The sequence below is a fragment of the Rubellimicrobium rubrum genome (assembly GCF_006152115.1).
In the GTDB taxonomy this organism is placed as follows: Bacteria; Pseudomonadota; Alphaproteobacteria; order Rhodobacterales; family Rhodobacteraceae; genus Rubellimicrobium; species Rubellimicrobium rubrum.
In genome coordinates, this window is the sequence record NZ_VDFU01000009.1 from 107,467 (window position 1) to 130,683 (window position 23,217).

Genomic DNA, 23,217 nt, shown 5'->3' on the forward strand with positions numbered 1-23,217 from the left:
GGCGGCGGGTCGGCTCAGTCTTCCATGAAGAAGTCGACCCGGCCCTCGTCGAGGTCGTAGTAGGCGCCGACCACCATGAGGCGGCCTTCGGCCAGCGGACCAGCGAGGACGGGGCTCGAGGTCCGAAGCTCGGTCACGACGCGGGCGACGTTCTCGCGGACGGCGGCGTCGAAGACCTGATCCGCTGGGGCGTCCGGACCGGCTTCGGCGCGGGCCTTGATGGCGGCGGGCAGGATCGGGTCGACCATGTGGCCAATGCTGCCCGGGAAGGTCGCGTTCTCGCCCACCACCGACAGCGCCGCGCCCACGGCCCCGCAACGTTCGTGCCCCAGCACGAGGACGAGCGGCACGCCCAGGTTGCCCACGGCGTATTCGACCGAGCCCGTCGCCGCCGTGTCGAGCACGTTGCCCGCGTTCCTTACGATGAACAGTTCGCCCAGTCCGCGGCCGAACAGGATCTCGGGCCCGACGCGCGAATCCGAGCAGCCCACCAGCGCGGCAAAGGGCGTCTGGCCGAGGGCGATCTCAAGCCGGCGGCTGTGGTTCACGGGCACGTCGAAGGGGACGTTGTTCACGAAATCCAGGTTACCCTGCTTCAGAAGGTCGAGCGCCTGCTGTGGCGTGAGATCGGTGGTGGCGCCGTGCGCCTGCGCCCGCACCGGCGCGGGCATCAGGCCCAGGCCGACCGCGGGGATCGCGAGGCCGGCGCAGCAAGCGCCGCCCAGGATGTGGCGGCGGTTGACCTTGGTCGGCATCGATTCGTTCATTGGTTCCGTTCTCCTTTGATGGTGCAGCGTTCCTTGGGCGGGCGCCGGATTCTCGCACGATCAGGGGGATAGCATGGGAAGCGTGACGGTCTGAATGGGGTTTGTGCGATGCTTGCGCCAGCCCGGCGCGGGTCAATTCAGGTGCCGCTTCCGGCGCTCGCGCCCGCACGCAGGGCCTGGGGAGTGACGCCATAAGCACGGCCGAAATGGTCGTAGAACTGGCTGAGGGACGGAAATCCCGCCTGCACCGCCACCGAGGCCACGGTCGCGTTGCTTTCCATCAGCAGCGCGCGGGCGCGCAGCAGGCGCATGCGGATGATGAACCGCCGCATAGGCATCCGCACCACCTGGGTGAACAGCGACAGGGCATAGGTCTCGTGAAGGCCGGTGACCTTGGCCACGTCGGCATTGGTCATGGGCTGCGCCAAGTTCTCGAGGATGAAGCGGAGCATAGCCACCACATGGGCTACGCGGCTGCGCTGCGGATGCTCGGCCCCTTCCGGGTCGCCCATGGGCGCGCGCAGGATGTCGAGCGGCTGCAGGAGCGCACGGCGAAGGAGCGCGTTCAGCTCCATGAGCAGGAGGTCGCGCCGCTCGGCATTGCCGGACCGGTAATCGCGGTACCAAGTCCCTACCTGCGCCTCGGTCAGCAGGGCGGGGTCGAGAGCGACCATGCCGCCCGACATGAGGGCTACCTGAAGCCGCGCAATATGCGCCATGAACAGGAAGACATCGAGCGGCAGGTAGATGTTGGCGAGCCGAACCGGGCCGTCGCCCTCGGGCGAGAGACGCACGAGCTGGTGCGGGATGTTGGCCCAGAACAGCACCAGCCGTCCGGGACCGACCTCGATCTCCTGATCCTCGACGACATAGGTCATCGATCCGCCGATCAGGAAATTGCCCTCGACATGACCGTGCCAATGCGGGGCAGGCATGAGGCGGGGCTCGAACAGCCGCATACCGAAGCGGCCGATGGCACGGTCCTCGGCATAGAAGCGCCGTTCGGCCTTGGACGTTGTAGAGCGCATGATAGCGGGACGGACCTTGGGATTCCGGAATAAAGAATGTCCTTTCCGATATTGCTCGAAACCCGGTCCGGGGTCCATCCTTCTGCGCATCGCGGCGCCCCGGGGAGGGGGACGCGGAGAATCGCCCGGAGGCGGAAGGCGCCACCAAGCGCGCCGGCACCGACCTTTCAGGGGCAGACGACATGCGGGTCCGATCCGGACCCGAGGGGAGGATACGACCGATGAGAACGCACACGCGAGCCCTGCTGGCCGCGCTGCTCCTGGGGACCGCGCCGGTGGCTCTCTGGGCGCAGATGGTTGAGCCCACCACGCCGCCGCCCGCGCCCGAGTTCGCGGCTCAGGGGCAGCCCGTCTTTGTCAACCGCGACGAGATCTACAGCTACCGCGCCCTCCCCGAATATCACGAGCCCGAGTTCGTGACCAAGTTCGTGGAAGCCGGGCAACTGCCCCCGGTGGCCGAGCGGCTGCCCACGGAGCCACTAGTCTATTCCGCCGCCAACATGCCGGACGGAGTCGGCGCCTACGGCGACGTGATGCGCCACGTGATCGGCGGCCGGCCCGAGGGCTGGAACTACACGGCCGGCCAAAGCCAGGGCTGGGGCGGCATCGACATCGGCCTCTCGGAGTGCCTGACCCGCACCGGTCCGCTGTTCCAGGTCAACCCCGAGGACCTGCAGCCCCTGCCGAACCTTGCAAAGTCCTGGGAATGGTCCGAGGATGGCATGAGCCTGACCGTTAACCTGATCGAAGGGGCCAAATGGTCGGACGGCGACCCGTTCGATACCAAGGACATCGCGTTCTATTGGAACGACGTGGTGCTCGACCCCGAGGTGACGCCGCTCAACCCGGCCTCGCAGGAAACCTTCGGCCAGGGCACGACGCTTGAGGTCATCGACGACCATTCCTTCCGCTTCGTCTTCACGACGCCCTTTCCGGAGCAGGTGCTTTATTCGCTGGCCTACGGGACCTTCTGCCCCGGCCCGTCGCATGTCCTCGAGCCGCTGCACCCGGCCCATGGCGGCGAGTCCTACGACGCCTTCAAGAACGCATTCCCGCCGGACTACTTGAACTTCCCAGTGATGGGCGCCTGGGTGCCGGTCGAGTACCGAGCCGACGACATCGTCGTGATGCGCCGCAACCCCTATTACTGGAAGGTGGACGAGGAAGGAAACCAGCTCCCCTATCTCGACGAGATGCACTACCGGCTGTCCACCTGGGCCGACCGCGACGTGCAGGCCGTGGCCGGCACGGGCGACTTCTCGAACCTCGAGCAGGCCGAGAACTTTGTCGAAAGCCTTCGCCGAGCCGCCGATGAGAATGCCCCCGCGCGGTTGCAGTTCGGGCCGAGGATCATCGGCTACTCGCTGTATCCGAACCTGTCGGGCAACGGTTGGGGCGAGCCCGACGAGCGGGCGCAGGCCGTGCGCGAGCTGAACCGCAACGAGCATTTCCGCATGGGCATCAGCCAGGCTATCGACCGGCAGCGCCTGGGCGAGAGCCTCGTCAAGGGGCCCTTCATCGCCCAGTATGCGGGTGGCCTTTATCCCGGGACGGCCTACTACGACGAGGCCTCGACGGTCTTCTATCCCTACAGCCTCGACAGCGCGAAAGCGCATTTCGCCGAGGCAGGGTTGGAGGACACCGACGGCAACGGCTTTCTGAACTTCCCTGAGGGGACGCTGGGCGGCCAGGACGTGCAGATCACGCTGCTCGTCAATGGCGACTACCAGACGGACCGGAACCTGGGCGAGGGCGTGGTCGCCATGCTGGAGGAGGCCGGGATCCAGGTCGCGCTCAACACGCTCGCGGGCAATGACCGTGACGCGGCGCGGGACGCCGGGCAGTACGACTGGATGGTCTACCGCAACGGGCCCGAGCTGATCACCGTGGTGCAGGGCACGACGCAACTCGCGCCGACCGGCCCCGCGACGTCGTGGAACCACCATGCCAACGAGGCCGGAGAGCTCGACCTGCTGCCCTGGGAGCAGGAGATGGTGGACACGGTCAACGCCTTCATCGCCAGCCGCGACCCGACCGAACGGACCGAGTTGATGAAGCAGTATCAGCGCGTGTTCACCGAGAACCTCTATCATGTCGGCCTCGTGGCCTATCCGGGTGCGCTGGTGATCAACAAGCGCTTCGCCAACATCCCGGAAGGCGCGCCGATCTTCCAGTTCAACTGGGCCGAGGACAGCATCATGCGCGAGCGGGTGTTCGTGCCTGCGGACCAGCAGCAGGACTACGAACTGCATCCCGACACGTTGCCCGGCGCACCCGGCGGCGACGGACCCGTCACGGCGGGCTGACCCTGACCGATCCCGGGCGGCATGGTCTGCCCGGGCTCCTCTCGACACGGCGGAGCCCTGCTTCGCCGCCGGGCAAAGGGCCGTGCCGGCCCAAGGCGAGGTGCCCATGATCCGTTTCCTTTTGTCCCGCATCCTGCAGGCGATCCCGGTTCTCTTCGTGATGAGCCTGATCACCTTCATGATCATCCAGGCGCCCCCCGGCGACTATGCGGACATGATCAAGAACAACATGATCACGCAGGGCGGCTCCTCGATCGCCGCCGCCGAGACCGCCGCCCAGGAGTTCCGGGAACGGAACGGCCTCAACGACCCCCTGACCGTGCAGTACATGCGTTGGATCACCGGGATCGTGACCCGAGGCGACTTCGGCTTCTCGTTCTTCTACAACAAGCCCGTGGCCGATGTGGTCGCCGAGCGGCTGCCGCGCACGATCATGCTGGCTCTGGTCTGCCACCTCCTCGCGTCGGTTCTGGGCATCGGCTTCGGCATCCTAGCGGCCACGCGGCAGTATTCCTGGGTGGATACGGTGCTGAGCTTCGTGGCCTTCCTGGGCATGACGATCCCGCGCTTCCTCCTCGCGCTCATCATCCTGTATGTCCTGGCCTTCAAGCTGAACGTCCAGGAACTGGGGAGCTTCTATTCCAGCCGATATGGGGGGCAGCCCTACTGGCAGGGGTGGTTTGACTTCAACTGGGGCAAGCTCTGGAACCTGATCCAGCATGTTTGGCCAGTGGTCGCCATCGCGACGCTGGGTGGGTTGGCCTACAACATGCGGGTGATGCGGGCGAACCTGCTCGACACACTGAACGCGCAATACGTGGAGACGGCCCGCGCCAAGGGCTTGCCAGAGCACCGGGTGATCATGCGCCATGCGGTGCCCAACGCGCTCCATCCCTTGCTGGCCTACCAGGGAGTCGTGCTGCCCTACATGCTGACCGGCGAGATCGAGGTCGCAATCGTCTTCTCGCTCGCCACAGTGGGACCGGCCATCGTGGGCTCCATGGGGATCGGGGATGTTTATGTCACCGCGACCCTGCTCCTCGTGCTGGGGGCCACGCTCATCATCGGCAACATCCTGGCTGATCTGGCGCTCGCGCTGCTGGATCCGCGCATTCGGGTGGGAAGCCAGGCATGACCGACGCCACAGACTCCCGGCTGCCGCCCCGCCGGGCCGGGGGGGACGACCCCGCCGCCCCGCGCGACCCCCGCACGACCCTTCTGCCCGCCACTGGCCCGGGGACGGCCGCCGTGGAAGCTCCGGCCCTTTCCGGCGCCCTGGCCGAAGAGGGCCTGGATACCCGGACCTCCACCGTTTCGACACGCAGCCAGAGCTATGGCTCGCTGGTCTGGCGCCGGCTGCGGCGGTCGATTCCGGGGATGCTGGGACTCGTCCTTGTGGCGCTTCTCATCCTTATGGCGATCTTCGCCGACTTCGTGAGCCCGGTGGACCCCAAGGCGCGCAACGTGTCCTTTGCGCCACCGGACAAGATCTCGTGGCACGTGCCCGGCGACGGCCCTGAGGCGGGTTGGCGGCTCCTGCCCGTGGTCTTTCCCATCGTGGAGGGGGAAGAGTTCGATCCCGTCACCTTCCAGCCCATCACCGGCCCGGACTACGACAACCCGCGCCCGATCGTGCTGTTCGCCCCGGGCTGGGAGTACAGCTTCTTGGGCATCCGCATGAACCGGCACCTGTTCGGGACAGCGGACGGCTCGCCCTTCCACCTCTTGGGTACCGATACGCTGGGGCGGGACATCTTCTCGCGCGGGGTGGTGGGAAGCCGGATCAGCCTCGCGCTCGCGCTGTCGTCCATCGCGCTCATCACCGTCATCGGCACGCTGGCGGGCATCACCTCGGGCTACATCGGCGGTCGGTTCGACGCTTGGTTCCAGCGCTTCGTGGAGATCATCCTCGCCTTCCCGCAACTGCCTCTTTACCTCACGCTGGCCACCCTGATCCCCGTGACCGCGCCGTCGGGGCTGTTCCTGACCTTTGTGGTCGTGGTCATCGTCGCGCTGGGCTGGGCGCAACTGTCGCGCGAGGTCCGGTCCAAGACCATGGCGCTCCGGCAGGTGGATTATGTCCGCGCCGCGCTGGCCGTCGGCGCGTCGGACGGTCGGATCATCACGCGGCACATCCTGCCCAACGTGATGAGCCACATCATCGTGTCGATCACGCTCGGCATCCCGAGCATCGTGCTGCTGGAGTCGTTCCTGGGCTTCCTGGGTTTTGCCGTGAAGCCGCCGCTGATCTCCTGGGGGTTGATGCTCCAGGACGCCGGGACCTTCTCCGTGATCGGCTCCTACCCCTGGATCCTGAGCCCCGTAGGCTTCGTCCTGATCACCGTCTTTGCGTTCAATGCCCTGGGCGACGGGCTGCGCGACGCCATCGACCCGTATTGAGACCGGACCATGACCGAGCTGACCCCTCCCAAGGCCCCGCTGATCGACGCCCGCAACGTCGCCGTCACCTTCAAGGTCGAAGGCGGCACCGTGGAGGCCGTGCGCGACGTGTCCTTCTCCGTCTGGCCCGGCAAGACCACCGCTCTGGTGGGCGAGAGCGGGAGCGGCAAGTCGGTGACGGCCCGCGCCGTGATGCGGCTCCTGAGCAAGCGGGCCAGCGTGTCGGACCGCACCCGCATCCTGTACGCCGGAAAGGACATGGCGCATCTGTCGCCCAAGGAGATACGACAGCTCCGCGGAAACCGGATCTCCATGATCTTCCAGGAGCCGATGTCCTCGCTGAACCCGGTCTACACGATTGGCGCGCAGATCAGCGAAGGGCTTATGCTGCACCAGAAGATGTCGCGCCGGGCCGCCTGGGCCCGCGCGGTCGAGCTTCTGGAAGAGGTGCAGATCCCCGACCCGACCGCACGGATCAACCAGTACCCGCACCAACTGTCGGGCGGGCAGCGGCAGCGGGTGATGATCGCCATGGCGCTCGCGAACCGGCCGGACGTGCTGATCGCCGACGAACCCACGACGGCGCTGGACGTCACGGTGCAGGCCCAGATCCTGCACTTGATCGACGATCTGAAGACGAAATACGGGATGGGGGTGATCCTCATCACGCACGACCTGACCGTGGTGCGGCAGTTCGCGGATCATGTGCATGTCATGCAGCATGGCGAAGTGCGCGAATCCGGGCCGACCGAGACGATCTTCAGCAATCCCCAGCATCCCTACACCAAGCGGCTGCTCGCCTCCGAACCCAAAGGGCAGGCGGACCCGGCGCAGGTGCAGCCGGAGACGGTCCTGAAGGGCGAGGACGTGCGGGTGCAGTTCACCCTGCGGCGCGGCGGCTTCTTCAAGGGGACGTACCACCCGCTGATCGCGGTGGACGGCCTGAGCCTCGATCTCAAGCGCGGCGAGACGCTGGGGCTGGTGGGCGAATCCGGGTCGGGCAAGACCACCTTCGGGCAGGCGCTGATCCGGCTGATCCGGAACGACGGCGGGCGCATCACCTTTGCGGGCGACCGGATCGAGGCAAAGGACCGCCAGGGAATGCGGCCCTATCGGTCCCGCATGCAGATCGTGTTCCAGGATCCGTTCTCCTCCATGAACCCCCGACTGTCCGTGCGGCAGATCATCGAGGAAGGGCTGATCGTGAACGGCATCGGGCGCACCTCGCGCGAGAGGTTCGGGCGCGTGCAGCAGGCGTTGCGGGACGCGGGCCTCCCCGACACCATCGCGCACCGCTTCCCGCATGAATTCTCGGGCGGGCAGAGGCAGCGGATTGCCATCGCGCGGGCCATCGCGCTCGAGCCCGAGTTCATCCTTCTGGATGAGCCTACCTCGGCGCTGGACCTGTCGGTGCAGGCTCAGATCATCGAGCTCCTGCGCAAGCTCCAGCGCGAGAAGGGGCTGAGCTACTTGTTCATTTCCCACGACCTCAAGGTCGTCCGTGCCCTGTGCCACCGCGTTATGGTGATGCAGCACGGCAAGATCGTCGAGGAGGGCCCCGTGGACGAGGTTCTCGTCAGTCCCAAGTCCGACTACACCAAACGGCTCGTGCGCGCGGCGTTCGAGATCGCGGCCTAAAGTTTCACGTCAAAGGCATCCCCATGACAACCATCACCTTCATCGGGGCGGGCTCCACCGTCTTCACCAAGAACATCGCGGGCGACATCCTGCATCGACAGGCGCTGAAGGGCGCTACCGTCCGTCTCATGGACATCAACCCCAAGCGTCTGGAGGAGTCGGAGGTCGTTGTCTCCAAACTCGCCAAGTCCATGGACGCGAACGCCACAGTCGAGACCTACTCCGACCAGCGCCGGGCGCTCGACGGCGCGGACTTCGTGGTCGTCAGCTTCCAGATCGGCGGCTACGAGCCCGCGACGGTCACCGACTTCGAGGTGCCCAAGACGTTCGGCCTGCGCCAGACCATCGCCGACACCTTGGGCATAGGCGGCATCATGCGGGGGCTGCGGACCGTGCCGCACCTGTGGTCCATCTGCGCCGACATGATGGAGGTCTGCCCCAACGCCATCATGCTCCAGTACGTGAACCCGATGGCGATCAACACCTGGGCCATCGGGGCGAAGTTCCCCAAGATCCGGCAGGTCGGCCTCTGCCACTCCGTGCAGGGCACGGCGGAGGAGCTGGCCCGCGACCTCGACATCCCGATCGAGGAGATCCGCTACCGCGCGGGCGGCATCAACCACATGTCGTTCTACCTGAACTTCGAGCACCGGCAGCCGGACGGGTCCTACAAGGACCTCTATCCGGCGCTGCGGCAGGGCTACATGGAGGGACGGTTCCCCAAGCCGTCGTCCTGGAACCCGCGCTGCCCGAACAAGGTGCGCTACGAGATGCTGATGCGGCTGGGCTACTTCGTGACCGAGTCGTCCGAGCACTTCGCCGAGTACACCCCCTGGTTCATCAAGCGCGACCGGCCCGACCTGATCGAGACGTTCGGCATCCCGCTGGACGAGTACCCCAAGCGCTGCGTGGAGCAGATCGCACGTTGGGACCGGCAGGCGCAGGAGTATCGCGACGCCGACAAGATCGTGGTGAAGCCCTCGCATGAATACGCCTCGGCCATCGTGAACTCGGTCGTCACGGGCGAGCCTTCGGTGATCTACGGCAACATTCGCAACCGCGGCTTCATCCCGCAGCTGCCGGACGGCTGCGCCGTCGAGGTGCCGATCCTCGTGGATGACAATGGCCTCCAGCCCACGACCGTGCAGGACATCCCGCCGCAGCTGATCGCGCTGCAACGGACCAACATCAACGTGCAGGAGCTGACGGTCGCCGCGCTGATGACCGAGAACCCCGAGCACATCTACCACGCCGCCATGCTGGACCCGCACACGGGGGCGGAGCTGGACTTGGAGCAGATCTGGTCGCTGGTGGATGACCTGCTGCTGGCGCATGGCGAATTCACGCCGGAATGGGCTCGTCCCGAGCCGCGCCGGAAGGCCTCGTGATGACTGCGGCGGGCTGGCCCAGACGCATCGTCGTCGTGGGCGGCGGCACGGCGGGCTGGCTCGCCGCGATGATGCTGTCGGACGTGGCGGCGAAGACGTCGCCCGGCACGTCCGTGACGGTGATCGAGTCCTCCAGGATCGGGGTCATCGGGGTGGGGGAGGGCTCCACGGCCGTCTTCCGCCAGATGCTGCGGCGCTTCGGGCTCGATGAGGAGGAGTTCCTGCGGGAAACCGGGGCCACGATCAAGTTCGGCATCCGGCACCGGGACTGGCGGCGGCTCGGGCACCACTACGATGGGCCGATCGACGACCCGCATCTGGTCGCGCCGGGGGTGCCGCTGGACGCCTACGCGGTCGCGGCGGGAAAGCCGGTGCAGGAGGCGCACCTCTTCCAGCACCTGATCTGGAAGAAGCGCGGACCCTTTGCCGAGGTGAACGGGAAGCGGGTGCCGGCGGGACCGTTCCACTACGCCTTCCACTTCGACCAGGCGCTGGTGGGGGCGTGGCTGAGGAAAAAGGCCAAGGGCATCCGGCATGTCAACGATCAGGTCACGGGGGTCGAGACGGGCGGGGAGGGCGTCGTCGCCGTCCATCTGGAGGGCGGGGAGCGGGTGGAGGGCGACCTCTTCATCGACGCTTCGGGCTTCCGGCGGCGACTGGTGAGCGAGTTGCCCTTCGAGTGGGTGAGCTTCGCCGACATGCTGCCCAACAACCGGGCGCTGCCGTTTTGGCTGGACCTGAAGGACGGGGAGGAGATCGACCCCGTGACCGGCGCCTGGGCGCAGGGGCACGGCTGGATGTGGAATATCCCGACGCAAGGGCGGTATGGGTGCGGCTACGTCTATTGCGACCAGTACATCACCCCCGAGGAGGCCCAGGCGGAGATCGAGCGGGCGCTGGGGCATCCCATCGAGCCGCGCAGCGACATCCGTATCAACCCCGGACGGCAGCGGGACGTCTGGGTAGGAAATGTCGTGGCGCTGGGTCTCGCGTCGAGCTTCCTCGAGCCGCTGGAGGCGACTTCGATCCACGGAACTATCGGGCAGCTGATCTGCCTGACGGAATGGATCGGAACTCCAAGCGGCAAGGAGCGCTACAACGCCACCGCCGCACGGCAGGTCGACGATTTCCGCGACTTCGTGCGGCTCCACTATGTGAGCGAGCGGCGCGACACGGCCTACTGGCGGGACGTGACTGCCTCCCATCCGCCCGTGGTGACGGAACGGCTGGAGAAGTGGTCGCGCAAGTTCCCGTCGCGCGAGGACTTCGAGCCGTTCCCGCTCGGCCTCGCCCATGTGCAGGAGCAGCTTTACGTGCCCGTGCTGAACGGGCTGGGGCTGCTCTCTCAGGACCTCGCCCGGGCCGAGATGGCGCGGGACCCCAAGCTGCGCCAGCGGGCGCGCGAAACCCATGCAAGCCTTGTCGCGGAATACTCCAGGGCGGCCGAGAAGTGCCTCCCGCATCGCGCCTGGCTCGAATCCCTTCACAAGGAAATGGCGGCATGACGTTCAAGGTATGCATCATTGGCGCGGGCAGCGTCGGCTTCACCAAGAAGCTCGTCTCGGACCTGCTCAAGGTGCCCGAGTTCGAGGCGGTCGAGTTCGCGCTGACGGACATCAACGGGCACAACCTCGACATGATCGCGCAAATCATCCGGCGCATCGTAGAGGTGAACGGCCTGCCCGCCAAGGTCACCGCCACGACCGACCGCCGCGCGGCGCTGGAGGGCGCGCGCTATGTCATGAACGTGGTGCGGATCGGGGGCCTGGAAGCCTTCGCCGACGACATCCGCATCCCGCTCAAATACGGGGTGGACCAGTGCGTCGGCGACACGATCTGTGCGGGCGGCATCCTTTATGGCCAGCGCGGCATCTTTGCGATGATGGAGTTCTGCAAGGACATCCGCGAGGTGGCGGAGACGGACGCGCTTCTCCTCAACTACGCCAATCCCATGGCGATGATGACCTGGGCTGCCATCGACCACGGCAAGGTCAACACCGTCGGCCTGTGCCACGGCGTGCAGAACGGGCACCGGCAGATCGCGCGGGCGCTGAAGGTGCCGATGGAGGAGCTGGACATCGTCTGCTCCGGCATCAACCACCAGACCTGGTACATCGACCTGCGCCACAAGGGCCGCAGGATCGGCAAGGACGAGCTGCTCGCCGCCTTCGAGCGGCACCCCGTCTTCTCCGAGCAGGAGAAGGTGCGGATCGATGTGCTGAAGCGATTTGGGTACTATTCCACCGAGTCGAACGGCCATCTGTCGGAGTACCTGCCCTGGTATCGCAAGCGGCGCGAGGAGATCACCAAGTGGATCTCCATGGACGAATGGATTCACGGCGAAACCGGCGGCTACCTTCGCTACACCACAGAGAACCGGAACTGGTTCGAGACCGACTTCCCCATGTTCCTGGAAGAGGCCGGCAAGCCGCTGTCCGAGTACGAGCGGACCGACGAGCACGCCTCCCACATTCTCGAAGCGCTGGAAACGGGGCGCACCTACCGCGGGCACTTCAACGTCAAGAACGCCGGCGCGATCACCAACCTGCCGCCCGACTGCATCATCGAATCGCCCGGCTTCGTGGACCGCTTCGGCATCAACATGGTCGAGGGAATCACCCTGCCGCTCGCCTGCGCGGCGACCTGCAACGTTTCGGTCAGCGTCCAGCGCATGAGCGTGGAGGCCGCGATGACCGGCGATCTCGACCTTCTCAAGCAGGCGGTGCTGCACGACCCGCTGGTGGGCGCGATCCTCAACCCCGAGGAGGTCTGGCAGATGGTGGACGAGATGGTAGTGGCCCAGGAGCAGTGGCTGCCGCAATACGCCCATGCGGTTCCAGCAGCCCGTGAACGCCTCAGGAACCCCAAGGTGAAGACGCAGGACTGGTCCGGCGCCGCTCGACTCGACGTGCGGTCGGTGGACGAACTGCGGGACGCCAGGACCCGGAAAGCCGCCGCCGAGGGTCACGGTCTCGGCACAAAGGTTATGGGCTGATTAACGTTGTGATCACAGGCTTCTGGCCTGCGATCACAACGCACGGAATGTTAGCGAAACCATTCGCTCTTGCGGCATTTTCTCCCGCACAGGCGCGTGACAGCGCCTGGAAAAGCAGGCAAAGGGGCATAGCTCCGAGGCCAAAGCTCAGGGACAGACATGCCCGATATTCCGCGCGGCAACCGGCCGCTTTCGCCGCACCTGCAGATCTACCGTCCGCAGTGGACGTCCGCGACCTCCATCCTGACGCGGATCACCGGCAACGCCCTGCTGGTCGCGACCGTGCTGATCGTGTGGTGGCTCATTGCCGCCGCCACGGGACCCGACGCTTTCGCTACTGCCGACGCCGTCCTTCGCAGCTGGTTCGGTGATCTTGTCCTGCTCGGCTCGTTGTGGGCGCTATGGTATCACACCCTGGCTGGCATCCGGCACCTCGTATGGTCCACCGGCCGCTTCATGGAGATCCACCGGGCCGAGACGTTTGGCAAGGTCATCGTGGCCTTGTCCTTTGTCCTGACCATTCTGACCGTCATCATCCTGTGGGTGACCGCATGAGCCGCTCCACGAGCTACGTCACCTCCCGCAAGATGGCCGAGAACCTGGGCGCGTCCGGCGATGGCACACAACACCACTGGCACAACATCGTCAGTTCGATCGCGCTTATCGTTCTCGTTCCCTTGTTCATCTTCACCTTTGGCTCGGTCCTTGGCCGCCCCTACGAGGAGGCTCTCGCGGCGCTGTCGCATCCCTTCGTGGCCCTTGTGATCGCGCTCACGCTTCTGGTCGGCCTGTACCACTTCCGGCTCGGGGTGCAGGTCGTGCTCGAGGATTACGCCCACGGCACGCCCCGGCGTGTCATGATCATCGCCGCCATCTGTGTCACCTATGCGATCCTGGCCATCGGCCTGTTCGCGGTGGCGCGGATCGCCCTCTGACTGGACCTGCCCGATGGTTGCCTATCCTTACGAAACGCATGCCTATGACGTGGTCGTGGTCGGCGCCGGGGGCGCGGGCCTGCGCGCAACGCTGGGCATGGTGGAACGCGGGCTCAAGACCGCCTGCATCACCAAGGTGTTCCCGACCCGCTCCCACACCGTGGCCGCGCAGGGAGGCATCGCCGCCTCGCTCGGCAACATGGGGCCGGACCACTGGCAATGGCACATGTACGACACCGTGAAGGGGTCGGACTGGCTGGGCGACATGGACGCCATGGAGTACCTCGCCCGCGAGGCGCCCAAGGCGGTCTACGAGCTCGACCACTACGGCGTGCCGTTCAGCCGGACCGAGGACGGCAAGATCTACCAGCGCCCCTTCGGCGGGCACACGACCGAGTTCGGGGAAGGCCCGCCGGTGCAGCGCACCTGCGCCGCCGCCGACCGCACCGGCCACGCCATCCTGCACACGCTCTACGGCCAGAGCGTGAAGCAGAAGGCCGAGTTCTACGTTGAATACTTCGCTATCGACCTCCTGATGGGCCCTGAGGGGGACTGCCGGGGCGTGATGGCCTGGAACCTCGCCCAGGGCACGCTGCACGTCTTCACCGCCAAGATGGTGGTGCTGGCGACCGGGGGCTACGGACGCGCCTACTTCTCGGCGACCTCCGCGCACACCTGCACCGGGGACGGCAACGGCATGGTGGCCCGCCAGGGCCTGCCGTTGCAGGACATGGAGTTCGTGCAGTTCCATCCGACCGGCATCTACGGTGCGGGCTGCCTCATCACCGAAGGCGCGCGGGGGGAGGGAGGCTACCTCACCAACTCCGAAGGCGAGCGGTTCATGGAGCGTTATGCGCCCACCTACAAGGACCTCGCGAGCCGTGACGTGGTCAGCCGCTGCATGACGCTCGAGATCCGCGAAGGCCGGGGCGTCGGTAAGCGCAAGGACCACATCCACCTGAACCTGAGCCACCTGCCGCCCGAGACGCTGCACGAGCGGCTGCCCGGCATCACGGAATCCGCTCGCATTTTCGCGGGCGTGGACCTCACCAGGGAGCCGATCCCGGTCCTGCCGACGGTCCACTACAACATGGGCGGCATCTCCACGAACATGTGGGGCGAGGTGTTGAACCCCACCGCCGAGGACCCCGACCGCGTGTCGCCCGGCCTGATGGCCGTGGGCGAAGCCGGGGTGGCGTCGGTGCATGGCGCGAACCGCCTGGGCTCGAACTCGCTGATCGACCTCGTCGTGTTCGGACGCGCTGCCGCGATCCGCACCGCCGAGATCGTCAAGCCGGGCACCCCGAATGCCGAGATCCCGGAGGAGGCGATCGACTTTGCCCTGGGCCGCTTCGATGCGATCCGACATGCCAAGGGCAACGTCGCCACGGCCGAGCTTCGGCAAGAGATGCAGCAGGCCATGCAGGAGGACGCCGCCGTCTTCCGGGACAGCAAGTCCTTGGCCCAAGGCGTGGGGCGCATGACTCAGGTGGCCGCCAAGCTCGACGACCTGAAGGTTTCGGATCGGGGCCTGATCTGGAACACCGATCTTGTCGAGACGCTCGAACTCACCAACCTGATGCCAAACGCGCTGGCCACCATCGTGGCGGCCGAGGCGCGCAAGGAAAGCCGCGGGGCCCATGCCCACGAGGACTTCCCCGAGCGCGATGATGTGAACTGGCGCAAGCACTCGCTGGCTTATGTTAACGGGACCGAGGTGCGGATGGACTACCGGCCTGTCCACACCGAGCCGCTGACGCCGCTCGATCAGGGCGGCATTGATCCCAAGAAGATCGCACCAAAGGCAAGGGTGTACTGATGCTTCGCATCGTCCTTCCACTTCTCGCGGGAACGGTCTTCCTGGCCGCCTGCGACCCTGGGCCCGTGGACCCCGAAAGTGCTGCCGTCGCTTGCGAGCGGCGGGCCCAAGGGGCGCAAGGGCCGACGGGTTCGGTCACTCTTGGCGCCAGCTCCGACGACGGTCCCTTCGTAGGAACCCAAATCGGGATCACCGGCGACTACCTGGCCGGACGTGATCCCCTCGACGTCTATGAGGCGTGCGTCTACCAGCGGACCGGCGCCGCGCCCATCCGACCGCCCCGCCTGCGGTCCTGAAAGGAGCCATCGGCATGAAACTCGCCCTGATCGTGACGCTCGGCCTCCTAGCCACCCCCGTCCTGGCCCAGACCACGGACGACGACACGCGCGCCAACGCGCTGATCACGCCCATGCTGCAGGAGCTTGCACCCGGCTACCATGGGCAGGTCCTGGCCGCCTGCGTCGTGGCGCACGCCACCTCCGACGAGAAGACCACGATGGCCAATGCCGCCGGTCCCTCGACCGAGATCGGCGCCATCATCACCGCAGTCATCAACCGGCCAGAGACGGTCGGCTGCGTCGAAGCCACGCTGAAGCAGTAACCCCCTGGCCCGGACGGACCGCCGTCCCGGCCTGTGATCCCGAGGAACCGAACGATGGTCCAGCTTCGCCTCCCCAAGAACAGCCGCATGAGCGTGGGCAAGACCTGGCCCAAGCCTGCGGGCGCGACCAACCTCAAGACGTTCCGCATCTACCGCTGGGATCCCGAAGATGGGGCGAATCCGCGCATCGACACTTATTTTGTCGATCTCGACAACTGCGGCCCCATGATCCTGGATGCCCTCATCTTCATCAAGGACCGGGTCGATCCGTCGCTTGCCTTCCGTCGCTCCTGCCGCGAGGGGATCTGTGGGTCCTGTTCGATGAACATCGACGGGGTGAACGCGCTGGCCTGCATCTCCGGCATCGATGAGGTCAAGGGCGACGTCCGCATCTATCCCCTGCCGCACATGCCTGTCATCAAGGATCTCGTCCCGGACCTGTCCCACTTCTTCGGGCAGCATGCGTCGGTGCGGCCGTGGCTGGAGACCTACACCAATGCTCCCGAGAAGGAGTGGCGGCAGTCCATCGACGACCGCAAGAAGCTCGATGGGTTGTACGAGTGCATCCTTTGCGCATGCTGCTCGACCGCCTGTCCCTCTTATTGGTGGAACGGCGATCGCTACCTTGGCCCTGCCGCCCTGCTCCATGCCTATCGCTGGATCGTGGATTCGCGGGATGAAGCCACGGGCGAGCGGCTCGACGACCTTGAGGATCCGTTCAAGCTGTACCGCTGCCATACGATCATGAATTGCGCCAAGGTCTGCCCCAAGGGGCTGAATCCGGCCAAGGCCATCATGGACATACGGGGCCTGATGCTGGAGCGGGTCGTCTGACGACCCCTCCCTCGGCCTACTCGGCGGCAACAGCCCGGTAGGTTGCTGCGTTCGCACAGAAGTCCGCGCTGCCCGTGGGGTCGTTGCTGTCGACGGCGATGCGGCAATAGCCCTCGGCGGCGCAATCCGCGCAGCACATGGCCGTGGCTATGTCGAGCGCGGGGTCCGTCTCGAGGCGCGCGGGCTCGAGACCGTTCAATTGGGCCATCCTGTTTCTCCTTTGGATCTGTTCGCACGACAGGGAGACGAGCCGCCGGATCTCGGCAGGGCTCAAGCCGTGATCCATCGCCTCCCGCACTAGCACGGCAGACGGGAAGCTCGGGGTCACGATGCGTCGCGTAGTCCAGTCCAGGCTGTTGGACCTCGGGCGCATGGCAGACCTCCCTCTGGCGCGTTCAACAAAGGCTAGCGGGGGTTCGTGCCCTCCGACATGATCCAGATCAAAACGAACTGATCGTGGGTATCAGGCAAAGGCGGCCTCAAGGGCGATCTCGATCATCTCGCCAAAACTCCGCTCGCGCTGATCGGCGGAAAGCTCTTCCCCCGTGACGATGTGGTCGCTGACGGTCAGGATGGCGAGGGCCCGGACTCCGTATCGAGCCGCGAGAATGTAAAGTTCGGCCGCTTCCATCTCTACGGCCAGGACGCCATGACGGGTCAACTGCTCGGTATGATCCGCCCGCTCCGTGTAGAAGGTGTCCGAGGAGAAGATGTTGCCGACATGAAGCCGTGTCCCCCGCGCCTGGCCTGCGCGATACGCCGCGGACAGCAATCCCCAGTCGGCGATCGGTGCGTAGTTCACCTCCCGCAGAATGGTCGAGGATGGAGTGGAGACCGAGCAGGCCGCCTGCGCCAGGATGACATCGCGAACGAGCGTGTGCGGCTGATAGCCTCCAGCCGAGCCCACCCGGATCAACGTCCTGGCCCCATAATCCCGGATGAGTTCGTTGGCATAGATGGACAGCGACGGCATGCCCATTCCAGATCCATGGATCGTGACGCGCTGTCCCCGCCAGATGCCGGTAAAGCCCAGCATTCCCCGGACCCGGTTTACGCAAACCGCATCGGTCAGGAATGTCTTGGCCGCCCATTCCGCGCGTAAGGGATCGCCGGGCATCAGCACCGTCTCGGCGATTTCGTCGGGCTTCGCTCCGATATGGATTGTCATGCCGTTCCGCTCACATTGCTTGGATCCTTGTGGCGCGTCCATGCAGCGGCGTCAAACCTGAGCGGACGGGCCGGACGCGACATGGCACGCCGTCTGGGCCCTGCATTCCGGACATGGTCTTCCCGTGCTATGCCAGCGGCAAAGGAGATCTCGAATGCGCCCATGCGTCGCTCTGACCCTTCTGGTCTTTTCGCTTCCGGAGTCGGGCCATGCGCAATCGCGTCCGGACGTCGACTTCATGATGGACCTATTCACGGATCTTCAGTCATTGTCCTTCGACAAGCATCGTGAATACTGTGGCTTCGTGGGCTATGACACAAACGGCCGATTTGTGGCCACGGAACCGAGGCCAGGAACCGAGGCTTCATGCCCACTCGATTGGCCGAGCGACATGGAAGTGGTTGCCACGTACCACACGCATGGCGCTTTCGATTTCACCTATTACAATGAATTGCCGTCGGACACCGACATGCTCAGCGACCAGAGCCTGGGTGTGAACGGCTGGATCGCCACCCCAGGGGGGCGCCTTTGGTTCACCGACTCAGAACGGATGGTCGCCAAGCAGGTCTGTGGGGTGGGATGCCTTCCAATCGCGCCCAACTTCTACAAAAGCCAAGCGGGCGAGATTGCGAAACGCTACAGCTATGACGAACTGGTGGATCGACTGGGCCGGTAATCGCCCCGTCGTTGTCCCGAAGCGCTTAGCGGACCATCAAATCCTCAAGCGGGCGCCCGGCCGCTTCGGCCTCATGGAACCAGCGGGGACGGCGACCCCGTCCCGACCATGTCTGCTCGGGATTGTCGGGATTGCGGAAACGCGGCGCGCTTGCTGGAGCTTGTTCCCCCTCCGGACGTCCCCGGCGCGTACGGCCCTGGTTCATCAGAGACATTAACTCGACCAAGGTGAAGCCATGCTCCCGCGCGGCGTCCTCGGCGGCTTTCAGCGCATTGCGCTTGTCCCGATCGCCCACTGTGGCGATCGCCTTATCGATATTGGCGCGAAGCTGCATCAGCTCCTTGCGCGACATGCTCTCGAATTCGTTCATTCTTCATTCCCTCGTTGATCTCCCGAAACCATCGACACTGGATATGAGCACCACATGGAAGATTTTTAGTCCATATAGCAGCCAATTCAATCACGCAATCGCGGCATCGCCAATCTTTTACCGATATTGCCATGACCTGCCCTAGGGTGAATTCCCGCCCTTGATGACCGACGGATGGGATTGTCGAGACCGGTCATCCCTGTCATGGCTCCGGGTCATGACCCGGACCGTCGCCATTCCCCTCTGGCTCCTGATCCTGATCCTGCTGTTCGCTGGCGTCACCTTCGCCTCGCATTTTCTTTTTCCGTCGGTGCGGTGGTTTTTCCGCCGCCGGATGGAGCGGGTGGTGGCGCGGCTCAACACCCGCCTGAAGCGTCCGATCGAGCCATTCAAGCTGGCCCGCCGCTACGACATGATCCAGCGGCTGATCTATGATCCCGCCGTTGCCCGCGCGGTGGCCGAGGAGGCCCATGCCCAAGGCATTCCCGAGAACGTGGCCTTTGAGCGGGCGCGCGACTTCGCCCGCGAGATCGTGCCGGGGTTCTCGGCTACAGTCTATTTCGGTTGGGGAACGCGACTGGCCCGGTGGCTCAGCCGATCCCTTTACCGGATCCGGCTGTCCGAGATCGATCTGGCGGGACTCGACCGGCTGCCTTCCGACGCTGCGGTCGTTTTCGTGATGAATCATCGGTCCAACATGGATTACGTGCTGGTAACCTGGCTGGTGTCCGGATCGGGTGCGCTGAGTTACGCGGTCGGGGAATGGGCTCGGGTCTGGCCGCTGTCGGGAATGATCCGCATGATGGGGGCCTTCTTCATCCGACGCCGCGACCGCGGGGCGCTCTACCGCAGGGTTCTCGCGCGGTATGTGCAATTGGCCACCGCCGGAGGCGTGACGCAGGCCATCTTTCCCGAAGGTCGGCTAAGCGTCGACGGCCGTATGGGCGAGCCTCGGTTGGGCCTTCTCAGCTACATCGTCGAAGGGGTGCCTGATCGTGCGCGCGACGTGATCTTCGTGCCGACGGCGCTGAATTACGACCGGGTGATCGAGGATCGTTTCCTCATCAAGGCAGGAGTGACTGGAGTCCGACGGTTTCGTCCCTCGCTGGCGGAGGTGATGGGCGGGCTGGGCCAGCATGTCTGGCGGCGGGTCACGCGGCGGTTCCGCGGTTTCGGCACCGCCAAGGTCGCCTTGGGGCAGCCCCTGTCGCTTCGGGCCTTTCTTGCCCAGGAGCCAGAGCATCCGACCGAGGCGCTCGCCGCCGAACTGATGAGAAGGGTGAGCGGGGTCATGCCCGTCGTGCCGGTCCCGCTCGTGGCGCGGCACCTGCTGGACGGCCTCCCCCGGACGCCGGAGGCGCTGGTTGCCGCCGTTCGAGCCGACCTATCCCATCTGGCGGCCAAAGGTCTCGATCTGCCCGGACGAGGTCCGGCCAAGATCGTGGAGGATGCGCTGGGCCTGCTTGACGACCGCGGCGTCGTCACGCGTGGGCCCGCGGGCGTCGCGCGCAAGCCGCACGAAGCCGACCTCTTTGCCTATTACGCGAGCAGCATCGCTCACCACTTCGCGACCTCGGCTGGGGACTGAATTTTTCCGTTTGGTAAAATTTTTGGCCTATGGCAGGCTCGGCCAGAATAACGCTCAACGGGGAGCCCCAGATGAACAGCCCGCAGACGCCCGGCGTCGTCCCGCACCGCCTCAATGGCGGACGGATCGCCGCCAACTTCTCGGACGCGCAACTGCCCTTCGACCAGCATGAAGCGCGTGTCGCGGCGGACCGCTGCTATTTCTGCTACGACGCCCCCTGCATCGCGGCTTGCCCGACCGAGATCGACATCCCGCTGTTCATCCGGCAGATCCTGGCCGGCAACCCCGAGGTGGCGGCCAAGACGATCTGGGACGCCAATATCTTTGGCGGCGCCTGCGCCCGGGTCTGCCCGACCGAGCAGCTGTGCGAAGGCTCCTGCGTCCGTGAGGTCGCCGAGGGCAAGCCGGTCGAGATCGGGCGGCTTCAGCGCTATGCCACGGATGCCGGTATGGCGACCAACACGCACCCTTATGCGCGTGCGCCCTCCACCGGCCGCCGCATCGCGGTAGTGGGGGCAGGGCCTGCAGGCCTGTCATGCGCGCATCGGCTGGCGATGCACGGCCATGACGTCGTGGTGTTCGACCGCCGCCTCAAGCCCGGCGGGCTGAATGAATACGGCATCGCCGCCTACAAGGTGCCCCATGACTTCGCGCAGGCCGAGGTGGACTGGCTGCTGCGGATCGGCGGCATCGAATTGCGGATGGGCGTGGAACTGGGCCGCGACATGAGCATCGACCAGCTTCGGCAGGATTTCGACGCGGTGTTCCTTGGCATCGGGCTTCAGGGCGTGAATGCCTTGCGTGCCCCGGGCGAGGACAAGGGCGAGGTGCGTGACGCCGTGGAGTTCATCGCCGGGCTGCGGCAGGCGCAGGACAAGGGCGCAATCCCCATCGGCCGCAGCGTCGTCGTCATCGGCGGTGGCATGACTGCTATCGACGCCGCCGTGCAGTCCAAGGCGCTGGGGGCCGAGAACGTCACCATCGTCTATCGCCGCGACCAGTCGCAGATGAGCGCGTCCGGCTACGAGCAGGACCACGCCAAGCATGTCGGCGTCCGCATCGTCCACGAGGCCGCGCCCGTGGAGATCCGGGGCAACGGCGTCGCCCACGAGGTCCAGTTCGCCTACACCGAGACCACGCCCGAGGGGCTGCGGATTTCCGACAACGGCTTCCGCCTCGAGGCTGATCAGGTGTTCAAGGCCATCGGCCAGACGCTTGGGGTGCTGCCCGACGGGATGTCGGCCATGGGGGGCAAGATCGATCCCACCAGCCTTCCCGCCGGAGTCTGGGTGGGCGGTGACTGCGCGCCGGGCGGGCAGGACCTGACGGTGACGGCTGCCGCGCAGGGGCGCGACGCGGCCGAGGCGATCCATGCGGCGCTGATGGGGAGGAACTGATCCATGGCGAATCTCGCGACCAACTTCATTGGGATCCGCAGCCCGAACCCGTTCTGGCTCGCCTCCGCGCCGCCCACCGACAAGGAGTACAACGTCCGCCGCGCCTATGAGGCCGGCTGGGGCGGGGTGGTCTGGAAGACGCTGGGCTCTGAAGGACCGCCCGTCGTTAACGTCAACGGCCCGCGCTACGGCGTGATCTACGGCGCCGATCGCCGCGTCATGGGCATTAACAACATCGAGCTGATCACCGACCGCCCGCTCGAGGTGAACCTGCGCGAGATCAAGTCGGTCAAGCGCGACTACCCGGACCGGGCGCTGATCATCAGCCTCATGGTGCCCTGCGACGAGGATTCGTGGAAATCGATCCTCGCCCGGATCGAGGACACCGGCGCGGACGGGGTGGAGCTGAACTTTGGCTGCCCGCACGGCATGGCCGAGCGCGGCATGGGCTCGGCGGTGGGGCAGGTGCCCGAATACATCGAGATGGTCACGCGTTGGGTGAAGACCCATTCGCGCATGCCCTGCATCGTGAAGCTGACGCCCAACATCAGCGACATCCGCAAGCCGGCCGAGGCGGCGAAGCGCGGCGGGGCGGATGCGGTTTCCCTCATCAACACCATCAACTCCATCACCAGCGTCGACCTCGACGACTTCGCGCCCGAGCCCAAGATCGACGGCAAGGGCACGCATGGCGGCTATTGCGGCCCGGCGGTGAAGCCCATCGCCCTCAACATGGTGGCCGAGATCGCGCGCTCGCCCGAGACGCGGGGCCTTCCCATCTCGGGCATCGGCGGCGTCACCACCTGGCGCGACGCGGCCGAGTTCATGGCGCTGGGGGCGGGCTCCGTGCAAGTCTGCACGGCGGCCATGACCTACGGCTTCAAGATCGTAGAGGAGATGATCACGGGCCTGTCTGCCTATATGGACAGGAAGGGTTTCACCTCGGTCGATCAACTCGTAGGCCGCGCGGTGCCGAACGTCACCGACTGGCAGTTCCTGAACCTTAACTACGTCACCAAGGCACGGATCGACCAGGACCTGTGCATCTCATGCGGGCGCTGCTTTGCGGCCTGCGAGGACACGTCCCACCAAGCTATCGCGATCAACCCGGGCCGGGTCTTCACCGTCAAGGATGAGGAATGCGTGGCCTGCAACCTGTGCGTGGACGTCTGCCCCGTGCAGGACTGCATCACCATGGTGGAACTGCCCAAGGGCACCATGGACCCGCGCACCGGGATCGTGGTCGGGGACTATGCCAACTGGACCACGCACCCCAACAATCCCATGGCCCGCGCGGCGGAATAAGG

22 protein-coding genes are annotated in these 23,217 nt (G+C 65.8%); 17 read left to right on the plus strand and 5 right to left on the minus strand.

Annotated features, from left to right (window positions below):
* Window positions 1–14 precede the first annotated feature (14 nt).
* Both FHG66_RS10145 and FHG66_RS10150 read right to left on the minus strand, forming a co-directional pair.
* Window positions 15–767, minus strand: a complete 753-nt coding sequence (locus FHG66_RS10145; protein ID WP_218013816.1) for a carbonic anhydrase — start codon at window positions 765–767, stop codon at window positions 15–17.
* 137 nt (window positions 768–904) lie between these two features.
* On the minus strand, window positions 905–1,795 hold the full coding sequence (locus tag FHG66_RS10150; protein WP_176556189.1) for a helix-turn-helix domain-containing protein: 891 nt from the start codon (window positions 1,793–1,795) through the stop codon (window positions 905–907).
* Between the two features lie 221 nt (window positions 1,796–2,016).
* On the opposite strand from FHG66_RS10150, the gene FHG66_RS10155 reads away from it, so the two are divergent.
* The 13 genes from FHG66_RS10155 (at window position 2,017) to FHG66_RS10215 (ending at window position 16,711) form a co-directional block, all read left to right on the plus strand.
* Window positions 2,017–4,101 (plus strand): ABC transporter substrate-binding protein, encoded by a 2,085-nt coding sequence (locus FHG66_RS10155; RefSeq protein ID WP_139076641.1) that lies wholly within the window; start codon window positions 2,017–2,019, stop codon window positions 4,099–4,101.
* 106 nt (window positions 4,102–4,207) lie between these two features.
* A complete protein-coding gene (locus tag FHG66_RS10160; protein ID WP_139076642.1) occupies window positions 4,208–5,236 on the plus strand; it encodes an ABC transporter permease in 1,029 nt (342 codons plus the stop codon).
* On the plus strand, window positions 5,233–6,501 hold the full coding sequence (locus tag FHG66_RS10165) for an ABC transporter permease (RefSeq protein WP_139076643.1): 1,269 nt from the start codon (window positions 5,233–5,235) through the stop codon (window positions 6,499–6,501). Before FHG66_RS10160 ends, FHG66_RS10165 begins: the two co-directional genes overlap by 4 nt.
* A 9-nt stretch (window positions 6,502–6,510) precedes the next feature.
* Window positions 6,511–8,139: an ABC transporter ATP-binding protein gene (locus FHG66_RS10170; RefSeq protein ID WP_139076644.1), complete on the plus strand. Its 1,629-nt coding sequence runs from the start codon at window positions 6,511–6,513 to the stop codon at window positions 8,137–8,139.
* A 23-nt stretch (window positions 8,140–8,162) separates the two neighbouring features.
* Window positions 8,163–9,527, plus strand: coding sequence for an alpha-glucosidase/alpha-galactosidase (gene melA, locus FHG66_RS10175; protein WP_139076645.1), 1,365 nt, complete (start codon window positions 8,163–8,165; stop codon window positions 9,525–9,527).
* Window positions 9,527–11,032: a tryptophan halogenase family protein gene (locus tag FHG66_RS10180; protein ID WP_246082547.1), complete on the plus strand. Its 1,506-nt coding sequence runs from the start codon at window positions 9,527–9,529 to the stop codon at window positions 11,030–11,032. The genes melA (FHG66_RS10175) and FHG66_RS10180 overlap by 1 nt, the downstream gene beginning before the upstream one ends.
* A complete protein-coding gene (melA, locus tag FHG66_RS10185) occupies window positions 11,029–12,522 on the plus strand; it encodes an alpha-glucosidase/alpha-galactosidase (RefSeq protein WP_139076647.1) in 1,494 nt (497 codons plus the stop codon). Before FHG66_RS10180 ends, melA (FHG66_RS10185) begins: the two co-directional genes overlap by 4 nt.
* Before the next feature lie 159 nt (window positions 12,523–12,681).
* Window positions 12,682–13,077, plus strand: a complete 396-nt coding sequence (gene sdhC / locus FHG66_RS10190; protein WP_139076648.1) for a succinate dehydrogenase, cytochrome b556 subunit — start codon at window positions 12,682–12,684, stop codon at window positions 13,075–13,077.
* A complete protein-coding gene (gene sdhD / locus FHG66_RS10195) occupies window positions 13,074–13,457 on the plus strand; it encodes a succinate dehydrogenase, hydrophobic membrane anchor protein (RefSeq protein WP_139076649.1) in 384 nt (127 codons plus the stop codon). The genes sdhC and sdhD overlap by 4 nt, the downstream gene beginning before the upstream one ends.
* A gap of 13 nt (window positions 13,458–13,470) precedes the next feature.
* Window positions 13,471–15,276, plus strand: a complete 1,806-nt coding sequence (gene sdhA, locus FHG66_RS10200; protein WP_139076650.1) for a succinate dehydrogenase flavoprotein subunit — start codon at window positions 13,471–13,473, stop codon at window positions 15,274–15,276.
* Window positions 15,276–15,572, plus strand: coding sequence for a hypothetical protein (locus tag FHG66_RS10205; protein ID WP_139076651.1), 297 nt, complete (start codon window positions 15,276–15,278; stop codon window positions 15,570–15,572). Before sdhA ends, FHG66_RS10205 begins: the two co-directional genes overlap by 1 nt.
* A 14-nt stretch (window positions 15,573–15,586) precedes the next feature.
* A complete protein-coding gene (locus FHG66_RS10210; RefSeq protein ID WP_139076652.1) occupies window positions 15,587–15,877 on the plus strand; it encodes a hypothetical protein in 291 nt (96 codons plus the stop codon).
* 54 nt (window positions 15,878–15,931) lie between these two features.
* Window positions 15,932–16,711 carry a succinate dehydrogenase iron-sulfur subunit gene (locus tag FHG66_RS10215; RefSeq protein ID WP_139076653.1) on the plus strand — a complete coding sequence of 260 codons (780 nt, stop codon included), beginning with the start codon at window positions 15,932–15,934 and terminating at the stop codon, window positions 16,709–16,711.
* 16 nt (window positions 16,712–16,727) lie between these two features.
* Here the strand turns inward: FHG66_RS10215 and FHG66_RS10220 are convergent, their stop codons facing one another.
* Entirely contained in the window at window positions 16,728–16,919 is a 192-nt protein-coding gene (locus FHG66_RS10220; RefSeq protein ID WP_139076654.1) for a hypothetical protein, read from the minus strand.
* A 255-nt stretch (window positions 16,920–17,174) separates the two neighbouring features.
* Window positions 17,175–17,879, minus strand: a complete 705-nt coding sequence (gene deoD, locus FHG66_RS10225) for a purine-nucleoside phosphorylase (protein WP_139076655.1) — start codon at window positions 17,877–17,879, stop codon at window positions 17,175–17,177.
* 154 nt (window positions 17,880–18,033) lie between these two features.
* On the opposite strand from deoD, the gene FHG66_RS10230 reads away from it, so the two are divergent.
* Window positions 18,034–18,555 (plus strand): DUF4329 domain-containing protein, encoded by a 522-nt coding sequence (locus FHG66_RS10230; protein ID WP_139076656.1) that lies wholly within the window; start codon window positions 18,034–18,036, stop codon window positions 18,553–18,555.
* A 25-nt stretch (window positions 18,556–18,580) separates the two neighbouring features.
* Here the strand turns inward: FHG66_RS10230 and FHG66_RS10235 are convergent, their stop codons facing one another.
* Complete coding sequence (locus FHG66_RS10235; RefSeq protein ID WP_139076657.1) at window positions 18,581–18,925, minus strand: H-NS histone family protein; 345 nt, start codon at window positions 18,923–18,925, stop codon at window positions 18,581–18,583.
* 217 nt (window positions 18,926–19,142) lie between these two features.
* On the opposite strand from FHG66_RS10235, the gene FHG66_RS10240 reads away from it, so the two are divergent.
* The 3 genes from FHG66_RS10240 (at window position 19,143) to preA (ending at window position 23,215) form a co-directional block, all read left to right on the plus strand.
* A complete protein-coding gene (locus FHG66_RS10240; protein ID WP_139076658.1) occupies window positions 19,143–20,513 on the plus strand; it encodes a 1-acyl-sn-glycerol-3-phosphate acyltransferase in 1,371 nt (456 codons plus the stop codon).
* 71 nt (window positions 20,514–20,584) lie between these two features.
* Window positions 20,585–21,910: an NAD(P)-dependent oxidoreductase gene (locus FHG66_RS10245; protein WP_139076659.1), complete on the plus strand. Its 1,326-nt coding sequence runs from the start codon at window positions 20,585–20,587 to the stop codon at window positions 21,908–21,910.
* A gap of 3 nt (window positions 21,911–21,913) precedes the next feature.
* Window positions 21,914–23,215, plus strand: coding sequence for an NAD-dependent dihydropyrimidine dehydrogenase subunit PreA (preA, locus tag FHG66_RS10250; protein ID WP_139076660.1), 1,302 nt, complete (start codon window positions 21,914–21,916; stop codon window positions 23,213–23,215).
* Window positions 23,216–23,217: the final 2 nt, after the last annotated feature.